The following is a 17,723-nucleotide window of genomic DNA, read 5'->3' on the forward strand; positions in this document are numbered from 1 at the left end:
CGGTTTTAGGCGCCCAAGGGGGCGGCAGCCACGGTGGGCATGGTCGGCGACGTCGAGCCACCGGTCGGTTCCACCGTAATGCCGAGCGCTGCTGCGGTGCTGATGCCCTTGACAACAGCCGGCTTGGACAGCGCTTCCGCGTCCATCAGGCCCTGGGAGACCGGTGCCGAGCCGTCCTTCGGAATAAGCCACATCTGGTACACCTTGCCGGGCGGAGGCGCCGGGACGTCGTTCATCTTGACGACGATTGCGTCCTTCGAAGGCGAGACGGACACGGTGGCCGTGCCGCCGCCGGTGACATCGACTGTCGCCTGGCGCACATCGCCGGCCTGCAGCACCTGGTTCAGTGGATCGTTCTGGTTGGCCACGTAGGCGCCGACGCCGACTCCGCCCACGGCGATGAGGGCGGCGGCAGCGACGCCGACGAGCCAGTTGCGCATGCCCTGCGGCCGGCGCCGTTCCTCCCGGCGCTTGCGGGCGGCGCCGAGTTCGTCGGTGACGGAGAGCTCTGGTGCTTCCCGGACGGGCCGGGCCACGACTGGAGGTACCGCCGTCGGGTTCTGTTCCGGGAGCGTGCCGGCCACAGCGGCCGGGGCCTGGGCGGGAAGGGATGCCATGATCCGGTCCAGTAGTCCGACCGGGGGTTCCTCCTCGGCGGTGAAGCTCGTGGCCAGCGTCTCCCGGGCCTGCCGGACGCGCTCGTCAAAGGCGGCGCGCTCGGTCTGCGGAGCCGAGGCGAGGTATCCCTCGATGGCGGCACGCTCGGCGTCGTCCACGGCGTTCAGGGCGTACAGCTCGGCAAGGTCGGCCGCGCGGCCGGCGGCAAGGTCGGTGGCGATATCGGCGGCAAAGCCGGAGGGGACACGGCCGTTGTTATGTGCGTTCATGTCGGTCATCTCAACTCACCCCCAGGCAGGTCTTCAGCCGGATTAGTCCGTCGCGGATGCGGGACTTGATGGTGGGCACCGCAGCATTGAGTTTCTCTGCGACTTCCCGATAGGTGAGGCCGCCGTAGTAGGCGAGCCGCACGGACTCCTGTTGTGTATCGGTCAGCGTCTCCAGACAGCGGACCACAGCCTCGGCTTCTAGTCGGCTGCCGACCTCGTCGGAGACTGAATCATGGTCTATGTCCTGGCTGCTGGCGCCGTACTTCGCTTCCCGGTCGGTGGACGACTGGGAGGAGCGGACCTTGTCCACGGCCCTGCGGTGGGAGATGGTCATCAGCCACGCGAGCGGGCTCCCGGCCTCGGGATTGAACTTGGCGGCGTTCTGCCAGACCTGGAGGAAGACCTCCTGGGTGGTGTCCTCGCTGAGTTCGACGTCGATCAGCACCCGCCGCGCCATGCCGAAGACACGCCGGGACGTGAGTTCGTAGAACTCTGCGAAGGCTGCCTGGTCGCCGCGGGCAATCTGTTCCAGCAATCCGCCGAGCCTGCGGTTCACATCGACTGACGTGCCCGGGGGAGCGGCGGCCTCGGGGTTCGGGGCGTTGGGAGTGTCCATCACCTTCAAGCATAAGGTGCCCGCCGCCGATCGCGGGTCATGAAGGGCGTCACCCGCGGTGTGGCCGCCCGCAACCCGCCGGACGGGGCGCCTGTACGCCTGCAATGCTGTCACCTGCCGCTCCTCGCTCCCTTCCCCGCTCCCGGGGCCCATCAGTGTGATTGGGCTTCACAAGTGATTCGGAACAGCGGTGGAACCGGATGGGCGGGGCCCGGGAAAAGTTGCGGCAGCTACAGCTTGGCGCCGGTGAATCCGTTCTGGCGCCAGGCCTCGTAGACCGCGATCGAGGCTGCGTTCGCAAGATTCAGCGACCGCAGGGAAGGCAGCATCGGCAGCCGGACGCGGGAGGTGACATGGGGGTCATGCTTGAGTTCCTCGGACAGGCCCACGGATTCCCGGCCGAACATCAGAACGTCGCCGGGCCGGTAGCTGATGTCCGTGTAGGAAGCCTCGCCGTCGGAGGTGAAGGCGAAGACACGATCCGGGGCGAGGGCAGCCCAGGCGGCGTCGATGTCCTGATGGACGGTCACGACGGCGAGGTCGTGGTAGTCGAGGCCGGCCCGGCGCAGCTTCGCGTCGGAGAAATCGAAGCCCAAAGGCTCGACCAGATGCAGCTCCGCGCCCGTGATGGCGGCCAGCCGTATCGCGTTGCCCGTATTGCCGGGGATTTCTGGGGAGTGGAAGAGGATGCGGAACACCGTCCCATCCTAGCGAGCCTGTTAGTGCATCCCGCGCAGCAGCCGGGCGAGCACGGGGACGATGACAGTGTTGGGGGCCGGGCCGGAACTCAGGAACTGCTTGAGTCCGCGGGCCAGCCCGGCGGCGTTGACCACCTGGACGGTTTCGTGGCCGTCGTCCCGGCCCGGGGGGCGGCGGTGCCGGTCGATCACCGGTTCGTGCAGGTTGCCATCGGTGCTGTGGACCACGGTCCAGCCGGTGACGTTGAGCTCCGGAAAGATGTCCTGCATCCGGCGCACCACGTGGGCGAGCTGGGGAGGGGCGATGGACCGTCCGCCGTGGGTCAGGGCACTGCCGTTCCAGGCGTAGGCGCCGGGCGGCAGCAGCATGGAGCCGATGACCGCCATGCGGTAGCCGGAGAGCACCACGTGGTCGATGTGGCTGTTGTCCGCCGGGGACTGCAGCCCGTTGATGAGCCGGGCGGCCGGGATGGCGGGGAGCACCTGGCGGCTGATGAGCTGCACGGTGCGCATTTCCCGCTGGATCCTTGCCTCCGCGCCGAAGATGCCCCGCTTGCGGGGCAGCCCGTGGACCTGCAGGCCCGCCAGGTCCCGTGGGATCAGCGGCACTCCGCCGCCGGCAGCCACCTCCTCGAAGGACGGGACGTAGACCGGGGCGTCCGCGGCGGTGTTGCGCGGTGTGTTGGGCCGGCGGACATGCGCGGAGGCCCGGCTGCCAGCGGCCGGTGCGTCGAAGTGGGCACCTTCCTCGGCCGGGGCGGTGCGGCTGGAAAAGTCAGTGCCGCTGCCGTAGGAACGGTCGTAGTCGGCCCGGCTCTTGGCGTCGATCAGCGTCTCGTAGGCGAGGGTGACGCGCCGGAAAGCGGCCGGGTCCCCGCCGTGGTCAGGGTGCGCGGTGCGGGCGGCCTTGCGGTAGGCCACTTTGATTTCCTTGTCCGTCGCCGTCACGGGGATCCGAAGGACCTGGTAATGCGAGCTGTTGCCCTGCGTCAAGCAAGAATCCTTTGCGTCGATGGTGCCAGCCCATCCTGGACGTCCGGCCTGGCCAGTTTAACCGGCTAGGGGGAGAACGAGCGTACCGGCACGGAAGGTTCCCGACGGCTGGCATAATTCAGCGCATGAACATCGCCGTTGCCGTCAACCCGCGGGCATCCTTTGGCCGCGGGTTGCATGCCGGCAACGAAGTAGCCGCGTACTTCCGGGCCGCCGGGGCCGACGTCCTGCTCCTGTGTGAGGACAGCTACGATGCGCTGGCGGCGTCCGTGGAAAAGGCGCTGGCCTCCGGCGTGGATGCCCTCGTGATGGTGGGCGGTGACGGCATGGTCCACCTCGGCGTCAATGCGCTGGCCGGATCGGGCATGCCCTTCGGTGCGGTCCCGCTGGGGATCGTCCCCACAGGCACCGGAAACGACATGGCGCGCGCACTGGAGGTGCCGGCCCACGACATCCCCGGCGCCTGTGCGGCCGTGCTCGCCGCCCTGGCCACCGGCGGGCGAATGATCGACGCGGGACGGGCGTCCTCCGACCGGACGTCCCGCTGGTTCGCCGGTGTGGTGTCCGCCGGGTTCGACGCGGCCGTCAATGAACGGGCCAACGCCTGGCGGTGGCCCCGCGGCAAAGCGCGCTACCACCTGGCAATGCTCCGCGAACTCGCCTCGTTCCGGGCCATCAACTACACCGTCACGGCCGACGGCGGGACCTGGCGGCAGGGCGCCATGCTGATCTCCGTCGCCAACGGGCAATCGATTGGCGGCGGAATGAAGGTCACGCCCGACGCGGTGCTCGACGACGGCTACCTGGACCTATTCATCGTCGGCCCGCTCTCCCGGACGGGCCTGCTGAAGGTCTTTCCGAGGGTCTTTTCCGGCGGCCACCTCGGGCATCCGGCCGTGCACATCCGGCGGGTCCGCAAAGTGGAGCTGTCCGCCGACAACGTGGTGGCCTACGCCGACGGGGAGCGGATCGGCCCGCTGCCCCTCACCATCGAAGTGGTTCCCGGGGCGATCCGCGTTCTGGCGTAGCCGCGGGCGGGACTCCGGACGGGCCGTCCGCGGCGCGGATCCGGGGGAGTCTAGAATCGTGCGGAGGCTCGGGCGGGAAAACGAACCGGCGTAGCGGAATCGGGGCAAGGCATGGGAAGCAGGCGGGAAGCAGAGATGACGGCGACGGCGGCCGCAGGGGCCGGTTCGCACCGCGCGCGGTCTGTGCGCCGGGGGAGCCGCGCATTCCTGGCGCTCGCAGTGGCGACGGCGCTGGCCGGCTGCAGCGTCGGCATTCCGGACCCCGCAGCGCCCAAGGCGGTACCAGCGACTCCGACCCTCGCCACCCCCACCGTCACACCCGGATATGACGCCGCTGCCGTCGCCGCGAAGGACATGCCCTTCACTGCCGGAGAAACGCTGGCGGCCGGCGTGCCCATCCAGCTGTCCGACGGGTTGCGGGAGGTGCGGGGATGGAAGCCCGGCGGGGAGAACGTGGCCGGCGCGAACCGGTACGTCAAAGAGGACGGCTGTGTGGCATCGGCAAAGGTACGGACGAACCAGTCAGCCCTCGCCGTCACCGGGAACGACAGGGCGTCCACCGAGGCGCTCTTCCAGTACCTGGATGCCAGCATCCTTCCCGGGTATCTAAAGCCGGCGACACTGCGCTGGGGTGGCGAGCCCGGCGAGCCCGCTCCGCGCGTCGAGGTGCTGGTGATAACGGGCGGGGAGCGGGCCGGCGCCAGGGCCACCGCTATCTACGCCCGGTTGTTCAGCAAAGCGGGCTCCTCTGTGTACCTGTCCGTTTCGTGCCCCGACGCCCGGACGCTGGCTGCGGCACGGGCCGACGCCGAAGCGCGGATCGCCGTCGTTCCGCCGTCGGCCTGAGTCCTCCGTCGGGAAGTGCTGCCGGTTGCGACCCGGCCCGGGGTCGGGGGCGGAACCCGTCAGTCCCGACGCGTGGTCGAGAGCTTTGGCGAAAGCCGGTTCAGCGCCAGCGCCCCGACTAGCAGTCCGAAGTCCCGCAGGGCGACGTCGTAGAAGTCGCCCAGGACGATCAGGTTGACGATGATTCCGAGGAGCCACACCGCCACGAGCAGCGAGCCGAAGCGCGGTTTCAGCGCAACCGCCAGGCCGGCGGCGATCTCCACGACGCCAACGATGTACATGATGGTCTGGGCAGGCACCGGCACAACATCGGTGACCACGGGAGCCAGGTACATGGTCCAGTCGGTGAGCAGGTTCGTGAACTTGTCGAGGCCGAAGACTATCGGCGCAACGGTGAACACCGTCCGGAGCAGCAGGAAGGCCTGCCGCTCGGGAGCCGCGGCCAGTGGGCGGGCGGGCGCGGCGATGGATGCAGAGGATTTCATCACGACTCCTTCTAAAAGTGGATGACTTGATTTTAGAATGGAACCAGCGATTAAGCAATGAATCTTGTTTTTAGAGCTAGGCTGATTTCATGATCCGATCCCCTTGGAACCGCAGGATTGCGGCCGTCGCGTCCCTGCGGGACGAAAGCCGCCGGAAGCTGTTCGATTTCGTCGCCTCGGCCGGGCGTGCTGTCAGTCGCGACGACGCCGCCGGAGCCCTCGGCCTGCCCCGGAGCACGGCGTCCTTCCAGCTGGACCGGCTGGTGCAGGACGGGCTCCTGGCCGTGGAATTCAGGAAGCTTGGGGGCAGGGGCGGGCCCGGGTCGGGCCGGCCGGCAAAGCTGTATCTGGCCGCCGTCAGGGAAGTTGCTGCGTCGGTGCCGGACCGTAACTACGACCTGGCCGCCGAACTGATGGTCGCGGCCATCGAGGAGTCGGCGGCCGACGGCGGTTCCGCCCGCGAAGCGCTGGTGCGGACCGCCTACGCCAGGGGGGTGGCGGCAGCCCATGCCAGGGCCGACTTGACGGAACAGGACGATGCCCGGGCGGCAGCGGCGGGCACCGACTTTGCCGGGTTCCTCGCGGCGGAGGGCTACCGTCCGGAGGACGACGGCGAGGGCGGCCTGGTGCTGCTCAACTGTCCTTTCCACCGGATCGCCGAGGGCCACACCGATGTGGTCTGTGCCATGAACGGTGCGTTTCTGGGAGGGGCCGCGGCGGGGTGCGGAGTCGATCCGGACCGGGTGCAGGCTCTCGCCATCGACGAGCTTCGCGCCCTGGGCGCCGCGCAGCCGGCGCAGTGCTGCGCCCGGATCCGGCCTTAGGGTGTGTGGCGGCCCGTCGGGGCGGGGTCGGAGGCCGGCGTCGGGACGGCGGGCGCCGGGGACTTTGACCGCCCCTTCGTCCCGGTCAGCAGCACCCCTGCGATTACCAACAGGCCGCCCATGATCTGAACGATGGTGAGCGGCGTCCCCAGCACCACGGTGATCACCGCCGTGAAGACCACAATCAGGTTGAGGTAGTTCCCGGCGGTACCCGGCGCTGTGGTCTTCAGGGCAAGATTCCACAGGAGGTAGGCGCCCAGGGACGGGAAGACCACGATGTAGGCCAGAGACCACGCCTCGGCCGGCGTCTCGGGAAGCCGCACGTTCGCGGCGACGGCCAAGGGCGCCAGCGTCACGCCGGCGATCACCACCTGCGTCGCGGTGGCCGTTATGGCCGGCACGTCCAGCCTGCGGGCGATGATCGTGTAGCAGCCCCAGACGAAGATCGCCCCGATCATCATGACTTCACCGATATTCAGGGACAGGCTGACTACCCGCTGCAGCTCGCCCCGGGTCAACACCAGCAGGACGCCAAGAAGGCCGAGGGTGATGCCGAACCAGCCGCGCCGCGTGGTCTTCTCGCCGGTCAGGACCATCGCCAGCACAACGATCAGGGCCGGGTTGGCCGCAGTGATCAGCGACGCGTTCATTGCCGAGGTGTGGCCGAGGGCGCCGTACAGCAAAAGCGTGTAGCCGCTCATGCCCAGCACGCTGAGAAGGAGGAGCACCGGCCAGCGGCGCAGCACCGCGCGCCAGTCCGGCTTCTCCACGAAGTGGGCCAGCAGCACCAGCGGTACGGCGGCCAGCGTCCAGCGCCAGAACGTCAGGTCCAGGGGCGTCATCGAGGCGACGGCGGCCTGGGCGACAATGAAATTCCCGGACCAGAAGAGTGTGGCCAGGACCAGGTACACGGACGCTTTCACCGCTCGAATGTACACCAGGGCCGTGCCGGGACCGCGGGTAGAATTGGCCTGTGCCCGTATACCTTGACCATGCCGCCACCACCACCCTGGCCCCGGAGGCCCTGGCGGCGCTGACCCGTGAGCTGGCCCGCACCGGCAACCCGTCGTCACTCCACGGATCGGGCCGCCGCGCCCGCCGCGCCGTCGAGGATGCCCGCGAGGTGCTGGCTGCCGCGGCCGGGGCGCACCCCTCCGAAGTCATCTTTACCTCGGGCGGAACCGAAGCCGACAACCTGGCCGTGAAAGGCCTGTACTGGGCCCGGCACGCCGGGAACCCGCAGCGCACGCGGATCCTGTGCTCCGCCGTCGAGCACCACGCCGTGCTGGACACCGTCGAATGGCTCGAGCGGCACGAGGGCGCCGAGGTGACTTGGCTGCCGGTGGATGCGGACGGCGTCGTGGACCTGGCCGTGCTGGCGGCCGAGCTGTCCCGGGACCCCGCCTCGATCGCCCTGGTCACGGTGATGTGGGCCAACAACGAAATCGGCAGCATCCAGCCCGTGGCGGAGATCGTCGAGCTGGCGCACCGGGCCGGCGTTCCGGTCCACTCGGACGCCGTCCAGGCCTTCGGCTCCGTGCCTGTGGATTTCCGCGTCTCCGGGCTGGACGCCATGTCCATCTCGGGGCACAAGATCGGCGGCCCGGTCGGCGTCGGGGCGCTGATGTTGGGCCGGGCCGTGAAGCTGACCCCGGTGCAGCACGGCGGGGGACAGGAACGGGACGTCCGCTCCGGGACCCTGGACACCGCCTCCATTGCAGCCTTTGCCGCGGCGGCCGAAGCCGTGGCCGCCAACCTTCCGAAGGAAGCGGCACGCATTGCGGTCCTCCGGGACCGGCTGATCGACGGCGTCCTGGCAGCGGTGCCCGACGCTGTGCTGCGCGGGACCCCGGGCCACGGGCGGCTGCCGGGCAACGCCCACTTTACCTTCCCCGGATGCGAAGGCGACTCACTGTTGTTCCTGCTCGATCTGGCCGGGATCGAATCCTCCACCGGGTCGGCCTGCACGGCCGGGGTCCCCCGGCCGTCCCACGTGCTGCTGGCCATGGGACTGGATGAGGACACGGCCCGCGGCGCCCAGCGGTTCAGCCTGGGTCATTCCTCCACCGAGGCCGACGTCGACGCGCTGCTGGCGGCACTGCCCGGGGCCTACGCCCGCGCGCGGCAGGCCGGCATGGCCGGCCACGAGTCCAGCATCCAGACCGCGGGCACCGTCGCCCGACAGGCCGCCGCCACGGACTAGGCGTGCGGCAGGAGCCCGTCGAGCGGGATGTCCGGATCGGCCAGGGCGGCAGGGCTCACGGCGGTTTTCGCCGAGATGAGCTGCTTGATCAGCTTTTGCGGCTTGCCGGAGCGAGGCCAGTTCACGCTCATGCCAGCCACCACCCGGCCATCGCGCTGCCAGAAGGCGAGGAACTCCTTGCCCTCGAGCGAACCCCGGATGGTGGGCGGCCCCGAGACGAGTGCCGGGAAGCCGGAGTACTCCATGCTGACGTCGAACTGGTCGGTGTAGAAGTAGGGGACCGTGTCCAGGGAGGCGTCCCGCCCGAGCATCGCCCTGGCCGCCACTTTGCCGCCGTTGAGGGCATTGGACCAGTGTTCGCTGCGGTGGTGCTGGCCGGTGAAGGGGTGCAGGGCGTTCGCGACGTCCCCGGCGGCAAAGATTCCGGGCACTGAGGTCCGCAGCGAGGCATCAGCGAGGATGCCGTTCTCCAGCGCGATCCCCGCCGCCTCGGCGAGCGACACCTCGGGAACCACCCCCACGGCAATGATCACCAGGTCCGCGGGCAGGACGTCCCCGGCATCCGTGACCACGCCGGTGACCCGGCCCGACTGGCCGCTGATCCCGGCGGCCGAGGCGGGAAGCCGGAAGCGGACGCCGTTCGCTTCGTGCAGCGAACGGAAGAAGCCGCCCAGTTCCGGCCCGATCGCCGCACTGAGCGGCACCTCCTCCAGCCCCAGCAGCGTGACGGAATTCCCGTAGGCGCTCGCCGCCGCGGCCAACTCCATCCCGATCCAGCCCGAACCGATCATCACGACGTTGAGGCCGCCGTCGGCCAGGGCAGCGCGCAGCCGGCGGCTGTCCTCCACGGTGCGGAACGTGCTGACCCCCTCCAGGTCGCTGCCGGGCAGCGGAATGTGCCGGGGACGTGCCCCGGTGGCCAGCAGCAGCGAGGAGTAGCCCAGCGTCCGGCCGTCCGGAAAAATCACGCAGCGGGCTGCCGGATCAATCCGCGTGACGGCGGCGCCCAGCCGCAGGTCCACCCCGTTCTCCGCGTACCAGTCCGCCGGCACGACGGACAGGGCGTCGTCGTCGACTTTGGCTAGGAGGTAGTCCTTGGACAGCGGCGGTCGCAGGTAAGGGTGGTGCCGCTCCTCCGCCAGCAGGATCACCGGCCCGCCGTGACCTTCCGCGCGGAGGGTCTTGGCCGCGGTGGCGCCGGCGAGGCCGCCGCCCACGATCACGATGTTTTCGGAGGAGGCCACAGTGTGCTCGATTCCTGCGGCCGCCGGCACGCCCGGGGCCGCCTGTCGCGGGAAGGGTATCTAAAACTGTCACTTTTGACTTTAGAATCACGCCGGAGGGCCGTCAAGGCCTTTTGGGTGAGGATTCGGCGTGGCGATAGAATGGGTCGGCCGGCATTGTGCTATTTCTGCGTCCAGCAGCCGCCCGGGCCGGCAACAACCCCCTGAACCCCAGAGAAAGTCAGTATGCGAGTTCTTGCAGCCATGAGTGGCGGCGTCGATTCCGCCGTTGCCGCAGCCCGCGCCGTCGAGGCGGGACACGACGTCGTCGGGGTCCACCTGGCGCTGTCCAGGATGCCCGGAACCCTGCGCACCGGCAGCCGAGGCTGCTGCACCATCGAGGATTCCCGCGACGCCTGGCGGGCCTGCGACGTGCTCGGGATTCCCTACTACGTGTGGGACTTCTCGGAGCGCTTCAAGGAGGACGTGGTCCAGGACTTCATCGATGAATACGCCGCGGGGCGCACGCCGAACCCGTGCATGCGCTGCAACGAACGGATCAAGTTCGCCGCGCTGCTGGAGAAGGCGATCGCCCTGGGGTTCGACGCCGTCTGCACCGGCCACTATGCCAAGGTCATCAACGATGCCGAGGGCAACCCCGAGCTGCACCGCGCCGCGGACTGGGCCAAGGACCAGAGCTATGTCCTGGGTGTCCTCACGCACGAACAGCTCAAGCACTCGATGTTCCCGCTCGCGGATACGCCGTCCAAGGCCGAGGTCCGCGCCGAAGCGGAGCGCCGCGGCCTGTCCGTGGCCAACAAGCCGGACAGCCATGACATCTGCTTCATCCCCGACGGCGACACCGCCGGATGGCTGGCCGAGAAGATCGAGATGACCACCGGCGACATTGTGGACGAGTCCGGTGCCAAGGTGGGCGAGCACCCCGGGGCCAATGCGTTCACGGTCGGCCAGCGCCGCGGTTTGAAGCTCGGCACCCCGGCCGCCGACGGCAAGCCGCGCTTTGTGCTGGAAATCCGCCCCAAGGAAAACAAGGTGGTGGTGGGGCCCGAGGCGCTCCTGGCCATCGACGAGATCCGCGGCATCAAGGTCTCCTGGGCGGGGCTGCCCATCGCCGAGGTACACAACGGCGAGGAATTCGACTGCTATGCCCAGGTCCGGGCACACGGTGACCCCGTACCCGCCACGGCGCATATGGAGTCCGGCAGCCTTGTCGTCACCCTGACGGAGCCCCTGCGCGGGGTGGCCCCCGGCCAGACCGTGGTGCTGTACCAGGGCAGCCGGGTGCTGGGCCAGGCCACCATCGACGCGGCGCGTTCGCTGCAGCGGGCGGCCCTCTAGGTCACCCGTTATCGGACGACACCGCCGCAGGCCATCCCATGGCCCATCGAAAGAGGCCGCGCACCGTTGGTGCGCGGCCTCTTTTCGTCGGTTCGCAGCGCTTGGGCCGCGCAGTGCCTGAGCTGCGCGGCAGCCCCCGGCACTCTGCCGAAATTCACGCGGGATTCCAGAAGATAATGATGAGTTCCGCCCGTTCGTGTAAATTTTGTGTCTCATCTCACAAGATGTAACGATTCACCTGTTGGTCGTCTGGTTGAATCGAGGGATCAGGACAGCGTGCCGCCCTCCGAGTCGTCTCAAGTACGTCAGGGCGAGCACCAGTACTCATCGAACAGAAAGTTCACAGATGGCAATGAACAAAAAGGCCCTGCAGAGCGCCATCGCGCTCGCCGGGGTATCCGCCTTCGCACTGACCGCCTGCACCGGACCTTCCGGCGGCGGAACGGCGTCCGGCAGCGCGGCCGGCGGAGGCACCATTACGTACGGCACCACCGACAAGGTTGTTACCCTCGACCCGGCCGGCTCGTACGACGCCGGTTCTTTTATGGTGATGAACCAGATCTATCCGTTCCTGCTCAACTCCAAGCCGGGCACTGCTGACTCCACTCCGGACATTGCCGAGTCGGCTTCCTTCACGAGCCCCACCGAATACACCGTCAAGCTCAAGCCCGGCCTCAAGTTCGCCAACGGCCACGCACTGACGTCCTCCGACGTGAAGTTCTCGATCGACCGCGTGGTCAGCATCGCGGATGACAACGGCCCGGCCTCGCTACTGGGCAACCTCGACTCGGTCACCGTCAAGGACGACACCACGGTGGTCTTCAAGCTCAAGGCCGGCAATGACCAGGTCTTCCCGGGCGTCCTCGCAGCCAACGCCGGGCCGATCATCGACGAAGAGGTCTTCCCGGCGGACAAGCTGATGACCGACGACGAAATCGTCAAGGGCAAGCCCTTCGCAGGCCCCTACACGATCGAGAGCTACAAGAAGAACGAGCTCGTCGGCCTCAAAGTCAACCCGGACTACCAGGGCCTGCTGGGCAAGCCGGCCAACGGCGGCGCCACGATCAAGTACTACGCCGATTCGAACAACCTCAAGCTGGACGTCCAGCAGGGCAACATCGACGTCGCGGGCCGCAGCCTGACGGCCACCGACGCCGCGGACCTCGAAAAGGACTCCAAGGTCAAGGTCCACAAGGGTCCGGGCGGCGAGTTGCGCTACATCGTGTTCAACTTCGACACCATGCCGTTCGGCGCCAAGAGCGCCGACGCCGATCCCGCGAAGGCTCTTGCCGTCCGGCAGGCCATGGCACACGTCGTCGACCGCGACGCGATCGCCAGCCAGGTCTACAAGGACACGTACGTGCCGGCCTACTCCGTCGTTCCTGACGGCTTCGTCGGTGCCATCCAGCCGCTCAAGGAAATGTACGGCGACGGAAGCGGCAAGCCCAGCCTCGACAAGGCCAAGCAGGTCTTCGCTGACGCCGGAGTCACCGCGCCGGTCACCATCAAGCTCCAGTACAACCCGGACCACTACGGCAAGTCTTCGGGCGACGAGTACGCCATGGTCAAGGAACAGCTGGAGAAGTCGGGCCTGTTCAAGGTTGAGCTGCAGTCCACCGAGTGGGTCACGTACAACAAGGACCGCACCAAGGACGTCTACCCGGTCTACCAGCTCGGCTGGTTCCCGGATTACTCCGACGCCGACAACTACCTCACGCCGTTCTTCGTCCCCGGCAACTTCCTGAAGAACCACTACGAAAACCCGGCTGTCACGGACCTGATCAACAAGCAGTTGACCACCGTCGACAAGGCCGAGCGTGAAAAGGTCCTGGGCGAGGCCCAGACCGCCGTCGCCAAGGACCTGTCCACGCTGCCGCTGCTGCAGGGCGCCCAGCTGATGGTCGCCGGCAAGGACGTCAAGGGCGTTGACCAGACCCTGGATGCTTCCTTCAAGACCCGCCTTGGTGTTATCTCCAAGTAGGTCAATCCCCATCCGGTTCTGACCAGCCAACGAGGCGGGGCGCCCTCACGGCGTCCCGCCTCTGGTGCTGATACAGGACAACCGATTCCGCGGCCCACAAGGTTCGCGGAACACACATTTAGGTACCAATGACAACACTTATCGAGGCGCCGCCAACCGACGGCGAAGGCCTCCTGCCGATGAAGAAGAAATCGACCGGCGGGGGACTGGGCCGATACATCTTCATCCGGTTCTTCCTGATCTTCCCGACCATCCTCATCCTGGTCACCATGGTGTTCTTCCTGATGCGCACCACCGGCGATCCGATTACCGCCGCCCTGGGCGGCAGGCTCCCGCCAGAACAGCTCGCGGAGAGAATCACCGCGGCCGGCTACGACCGGCCCATCTTCGTGCAGTACTTCGAGTACCTGTCCCAGCTCCTTACGGGCAACTTCGGTACCACCCTTTCTGACAACCGCCCGGTCGCGGAGATGCTCGTCACATATGGCGCAGCCACCCTGGAACTGACCATCAACGCCCTGCTGGTCGCCCTGGTTGTGGGCATCCCGCTGGGACTGATCGCCGCACACCGGCGCGACAAGGGCCCGGACGCCGGCCTGCGCGTCTTCGCGATCCTCTGCTACGCCACGCCGGTCTTCTTCTCGGGCCTGCTGTTCAAGCTGACCTTTTCGGTCTGGCTGGGCTGGCTGCCGGTCGCCGGACGCGCGACGCCCGCCACCGAGCTCGCCCTGACCTCGCTTGAGGCCCCCACGGGTATTTACTGGCTGGACGCCATCCGCAGCGGCAACATGGCAGCCCTGGCCGACGTCATGGCACATGCCGTCCTGCCTGCCCTCGCCCTCGGCCTGCTGACCGCCGGCATCTTCCTGCGCCTGGTCCGGACCAACGTGATCGGCACGCTCGGCAAGGACTACGTCGAGGCCGGCCGCTCCCGCGGTGTCAGCGAATACCGTCTCCTGACCAAGCACGCCTACAAACCGGCCCTCATTCCCATCATCACCGTCATGGGGCTCCAGATCGCCGTGCTGCTGGGCGGCGCGGTGCTGACCGAGACAACGTTCGAATGGAAAGGCCTGGGCTTCCAGCTCGCGACCTACCTGACAGCCCGCGACTTCGTGGCTGTCCAGGGCATCGTGGTCCTCCTTGCCGTGATCGTGGCCGTGACCAACTTCTTCGTGGACATTGTCGCCGCGCTGATCGACCCTCGCGTGAGGTACTGATATGAGCACCACTGCTGTCAATGAACCCGTCAAGGACCCCCGAGGACCTTGGTTCCGGCGCCTGCCGATCATCTCGCAGTTCAACAAGAGCGTCGGACTGCAGCGGGGCATGCTCGTGGGAGGGCTCGTCCTGACCGCGCTCTTCCTGCTGACCGCGATCTTCGCGCCCCTGATCGCGCCCTTCGGCTTCTCCCAGATTTCCGACGCGGAAGGCAACTTCCCGTCGCAGCAGCCACCGGGCGGGAAACATCTCTGGGGCACCACCGTCGGCAGCTATGACGTCTTCTCCCGGGTCGTGTGGGGGGCCCAGACGGCTGTCCTCGTGATTGTTGTGGCCGTGGTCATGTCGATCTTCATCGGTGTGATCCTGGGCCTGGTCAGCGGCTATATCGGCGGCGGGCTGGACCGGACCCTCGTGGTGATTGCGGACGCCATCTACGCCTTCCCGCCCCTGCTCGTGGCCATCGTCATGGCGATTGCCATCAGCGGTGGCCGGTCCAGCCTCTGGGGCGGCATCCTCGCGGCGGCGATTTCCATCACGGTCGTCTTCATCCCGCAGTACTTCCGTGTCATCCGGGCTGAGACCATCCGGCTCAAGGCCGAACCGTTCGTGGAATCGGCGAAGGTTGTGGGCGCCTCCAACATCCGGATCATGCGCCTCCATGTCTTCAAGAACGCCACCCGCACCCTGCCCCTGATCTTCACCCTCAACGCCTCCGAGGCCATCCTCACCCTCGCCGGCCTGGGCTTCCTGGGCTTCGGCATTGAGCCGACGTCGGCCGCGGAGTGGGGCTTCGACCTCAACAAGGCCCTCGCGGACACCACATCCGGTATCTGGTGGACCGGCGTGTACCCCGGCCTTGCCATTGTGCTGACCGTCCTCGGGCTGACCCTGGTCGGCGAGAGCATCAACGACCTCAACGACCCCCGCCTGCGGGGCCGCAAGAAGGCTGTCTCCGGCAAGGGCGGCCCGGATTCCACCACCGGCGCCCAGGCTGCACTCGACGCAGAAGTGAGAAGTTCATGACCATCAACATCGACAAGCCCGGCACAGGCGCCGGCCCGGTCCTCGACATCGACCACCTCAAGGTCACCTTCGCCACCGACGCCGGTGACGTGTACGCCGTCAAGGACGTCAGCCTGCAGGTCAACCCCGGCGAGGTCGTGGCGATCGTGGGCGAATCCGGCTCCGGGAAGACCGTCACCGCCAAGACCATCCTTGGCCTGCTGCCGGAAACCGCCATCAGCTCCGGCGCGGTGCTGATCAACGGCAGCAACGTCATCAGCGTCAGCCCGGCGAAGCTCCGGGAGATCCGGGGCCGGGACGTGGCCATGGTCTTCCAGGAACCGTCCACCGCCCTGAACCCGGTCTTTACGGTCGGCTGGCAGATCGCCGAAGGCATCCGCTCCCATGCCGGCCACGGGGGAGGTGCGCGGGTCAGCGCCAAGGAAGCTAAGACCCGCGCCATCGAAGCGCTCCGCAAGGTGGGCATCCCGGACCCGGAAACCCGGGTCAACTACTATCCGCACCAGTTCTCCGGCGGGCAGAAACAGCGCGTCGTCATCGCCGCGGCACTGGCTCTTAACCCGGGGCTCATCGTGGCCGACGAGCCGACCACTGCCCTGGACGTCACGGTGCAGGCCGAAATCCTCGAACTCCTGCGGGATCTCCGGGACCAGTACGGCACCTCGATCGTGCTCATCACGCACAACATGGGTGTCGTGGCGGACCTCGCCGACCGTGTCGTCGTGATGTACCGGGGCGACGTCGTCGAAGAGGCGTCCTCGCGGGTGCTGTTCGCCGAGCCGAAGCAGGATTACACCAAGAAGCTTTTGGCCGCGGTCCCGCACCTGGGCCGGAACTCCGCCTCGGCCGGCATGACGGAGCGCGCCCACCAGGGCGGCAAGGTGCTGGTCGAGGCCAAGAACCTGACCATCGAATACCCCGGCCGGCTGGGAAGCCCCGCTTTCAAAGCCGTGGACGGGGTCAACTTCACCCTGTCCGAGGGGGAGGTCTTCGGCCTCGTGGGGGAGTCCGGCTCCGGCAAGACGACGATCGGGCGGGCCATCGCCGGACTCAACCGGACCACCGGCGGCAGCCTGAAAGTCCTGGGCTACGAGATGCTCAACCTGAAGGAGCGCACGTTCAAGCCGCTGCGCAAGGAGATCGGGTTCGTGTTCCAGGACCCGGCCGCGTCCTTCAACCCGCAGCTGACCATCGGGGACTGCATTGCCGAACCCCTGATCATCCACACCAACCCGACCCCGGCCCAGGCCCGGCAACGTACCCGGGAACTGCTGGAAGCCGTCCAGCTGCCGGCAGCTTACGCCGACCGGTTCCCGCATGAGCTCTCCGGCGGTCAGCGGCAGCGCGCCTCGCTCGCACGGGCGCTCATCCTGAACCCGAAGCTGCTGATCGCCGACGAGCCGACGTCGGCCCTGGACGTGTCGGTGCAGGCCGTGGTGCTGGAGCTGTTCAGGGACATCCAGGCCGAATTCGGCTTCGCCGCACTGTTCATCAGCCACGACCTCGCTGTCGTGGATATCCTGTCCCACTGGGTCGGGGTGCTCTACAAGGGCAAAATGGTGGAACAGGGCCTCGGTAACCAAGTGATGGGCAACCCGCAGCACGAGTACACGAAGAAGCTCATTGCCTCCCTGCCGGTACCGGATCCGGACGAGCAGGCCCGGCGCCGCGAGGAATTCCGCGCCGTCCTTCACGGCTAGGCCGCTCCGGCAACTGCCTGAAGGGACATGCCCGCCGTTCGCTGCGAACGGTGGGCATGTCCCTTTGTGCAGGTAGGGAAAGGGCACAGGAAGGTTCCCCGGGCAGCCGCCCAGGCGGCGCTTAACAGCAGAAGTGATTAGCGCAGGTGCCCCTAGACTGGGTCAATGACCGAGCAGAACCAGACTCATCCTGAAGCCGATTCCTATGACCCCGAGGCCAGTTCGCTGGCCGGTCAGGTGGACCCCGCGGTGATGGCGGAGCTGTTGTCGATCCGCTCCAGCATCGACAACATCGATGCCACCCTTGTCTACCTGCTGGCCGAGCGCTTCAAGGCGACCCAGAAGGTCGGATTCCTGAAAGCCACCCACAAGCTTCCCGCTGGAGACCCGGGCAGGGAGACGGCGCAGATCGCACGGCTGCGGCGCCTCGCTGCCGAGGCCCACCTGGACCCGGCCTTTGCTGAGAAGTTCCTCAATTTCATCATCGGCGAGGTCATCCGGCACCACGAAGCCATCGCCGAAGGCCACGAGGCGGCACTGGCCGCCGATCACCAGGCCACGCAGTCCTTGCGCCCCCGGCCCGCCGGTGAAGCAACCGGCCCCGCCGGCCCGACCATCTCCGCCACCGCCTAG

Annotated in this window: 17 protein-coding genes; 10 read left to right on the plus strand and 7 right to left on the minus strand. The window is 67.7% G+C overall.

What is annotated here, in order from left to right:
- Positions 1-5: 5 nt before the first annotated feature.
- The 4 genes from ASE96_RS03120 to ASE96_RS03135 all read right to left on the minus strand — a co-directional run bounded on the left by ASE96_RS03120 (position 6) and on the right by ASE96_RS03135 (position 3,194).
- Entirely contained in the window at positions 6-887 is an 882-nt protein-coding gene (locus ASE96_RS03120) for an anti-sigma factor (RefSeq protein WP_056426637.1), read from the minus strand.
- A 10-nt stretch (positions 888-897) separates the two neighbouring features.
- Complete coding sequence (gene sigK, locus ASE96_RS03125; protein WP_056425775.1) at positions 898-1,503, minus strand: ECF RNA polymerase sigma factor SigK; 606 nt, start codon at positions 1,501-1,503, stop codon at positions 898-900.
- 230 nt (positions 1,504-1,733) lie between these two features.
- On the minus strand, positions 1,734-2,201 hold the full coding sequence (locus tag ASE96_RS03130; RefSeq protein ID WP_056425780.1) for a tRNA (cytidine(34)-2'-O)-methyltransferase: 468 nt from the start codon (positions 2,199-2,201) through the stop codon (positions 1,734-1,736).
- 21 nt (positions 2,202-2,222) lie between these two features.
- Positions 2,223-3,194, minus strand: coding sequence for a J domain-containing protein (locus ASE96_RS03135; protein WP_056425784.1), 972 nt, complete (start codon positions 3,192-3,194; stop codon positions 2,223-2,225).
- Positions 3,195-3,319: 125 nt separating this feature from the next.
- On the opposite strand from ASE96_RS03135, the gene ASE96_RS03140 reads away from it, so the two are divergent.
- Both ASE96_RS03140 and ASE96_RS03145 read left to right on the plus strand, forming a co-directional pair.
- Positions 3,320-4,222 (plus strand): diacylglycerol/lipid kinase family protein, encoded by a 903-nt coding sequence (locus tag ASE96_RS03140; protein ID WP_056425787.1) that lies wholly within the window; start codon positions 3,320-3,322, stop codon positions 4,220-4,222.
- Between the two features lie 135 nt (positions 4,223-4,357).
- On the plus strand, positions 4,358-5,068 hold the full coding sequence (locus tag ASE96_RS03145; RefSeq protein ID WP_235500087.1) for a hypothetical protein: 711 nt from the start codon (positions 4,358-4,360) through the stop codon (positions 5,066-5,068).
- Positions 5,069-5,127: 59 nt separating this feature from the next.
- Here the strand turns inward: ASE96_RS03145 and ASE96_RS03150 are convergent, their stop codons facing one another.
- On the minus strand, positions 5,128-5,553 hold the full coding sequence (locus ASE96_RS03150; protein WP_056425790.1) for a hypothetical protein: 426 nt from the start codon (positions 5,551-5,553) through the stop codon (positions 5,128-5,130).
- Between the two features lie 89 nt (positions 5,554-5,642).
- Between ASE96_RS03150 and ASE96_RS03155 the strand changes: the two genes are divergently transcribed.
- Positions 5,643-6,377 (plus strand): ArsR family transcriptional regulator, encoded by a 735-nt coding sequence (locus ASE96_RS03155; RefSeq protein ID WP_056425792.1) that lies wholly within the window; start codon positions 5,643-5,645, stop codon positions 6,375-6,377.
- On the opposite strand, the gene ASE96_RS03160 is transcribed toward ASE96_RS03155, so the two are convergent.
- Positions 6,374-7,300: a DMT family transporter gene (locus ASE96_RS03160; RefSeq protein WP_056425795.1), complete on the minus strand. Its 927-nt coding sequence runs from the start codon at positions 7,298-7,300 to the stop codon at positions 6,374-6,376. The two genes, ASE96_RS03155 and ASE96_RS03160, sit on opposite strands and share 4 nt — an antisense overlap.
- A gap of 50 nt (positions 7,301-7,350) precedes the next feature.
- Here ASE96_RS03160 and ASE96_RS03165 point away from each other — a divergent pair, with 50 nt between their 5' ends.
- Positions 7,351-8,580, plus strand: a complete 1,230-nt coding sequence (locus tag ASE96_RS03165; protein ID WP_056425798.1) for a cysteine desulfurase family protein — start codon at positions 7,351-7,353, stop codon at positions 8,578-8,580.
- Here ASE96_RS03165 and ASE96_RS03170 read toward each other — a convergent pair.
- Entirely contained in the window at positions 8,577-9,824 is a 1,248-nt protein-coding gene (locus ASE96_RS03170; protein WP_056425803.1) for an NAD(P)/FAD-dependent oxidoreductase, read from the minus strand. The two genes, ASE96_RS03165 and ASE96_RS03170, sit on opposite strands and share 4 nt — an antisense overlap.
- A gap of 225 nt (positions 9,825-10,049) precedes the next feature.
- Here ASE96_RS03170 and mnmA point away from each other — a divergent pair, with 225 nt between their 5' ends.
- The 6 genes from mnmA (at position 10,050) to ASE96_RS03200 (ending at position 17,723) form a co-directional block, all read left to right on the plus strand.
- Positions 10,050-11,162 carry a tRNA 2-thiouridine(34) synthase MnmA gene (gene mnmA, locus ASE96_RS03175; RefSeq protein WP_082492541.1) on the plus strand — a complete coding sequence of 371 codons (1,113 nt, stop codon included), beginning with the start codon at positions 10,050-10,052 and terminating at the stop codon, positions 11,160-11,162.
- Positions 11,163-11,508: 346 nt separating this feature from the next.
- A complete protein-coding gene (locus ASE96_RS03180) occupies positions 11,509-13,143 on the plus strand; it encodes an ABC transporter substrate-binding protein (protein WP_056425811.1) in 1,635 nt (544 codons plus the stop codon).
- Between the two features lie 128 nt (positions 13,144-13,271).
- Positions 13,272-14,363: an ABC transporter permease gene (locus ASE96_RS03185; protein WP_056425814.1), complete on the plus strand. Its 1,092-nt coding sequence runs from the start codon at positions 13,272-13,274 to the stop codon at positions 14,361-14,363.
- A 1-nt stretch (position 14,364) separates the two neighbouring features.
- On the plus strand, positions 14,365-15,390 hold the full coding sequence (locus ASE96_RS03190) for an ABC transporter permease (RefSeq protein ID WP_056425816.1): 1,026 nt from the start codon (positions 14,365-14,367) through the stop codon (positions 15,388-15,390).
- Complete coding sequence (locus ASE96_RS03195) at positions 15,387-17,090, plus strand: ABC transporter ATP-binding protein (protein WP_056425819.1); 1,704 nt, start codon at positions 15,387-15,389, stop codon at positions 17,088-17,090. Before ASE96_RS03190 ends, ASE96_RS03195 begins: the two co-directional genes overlap by 4 nt.
- A gap of 165 nt (positions 17,091-17,255) precedes the next feature.
- Entirely contained in the window at positions 17,256-17,723 is a 468-nt protein-coding gene (locus tag ASE96_RS03200; RefSeq protein ID WP_056425822.1) for a chorismate mutase, read from the plus strand.

The sequence above is a fragment of the Arthrobacter sp. Leaf69 genome (assembly GCF_001422645.1).
In the GTDB taxonomy this organism is placed as follows: domain Bacteria; phylum Actinomycetota; class Actinomycetes; order Actinomycetales; family Micrococcaceae; genus Arthrobacter.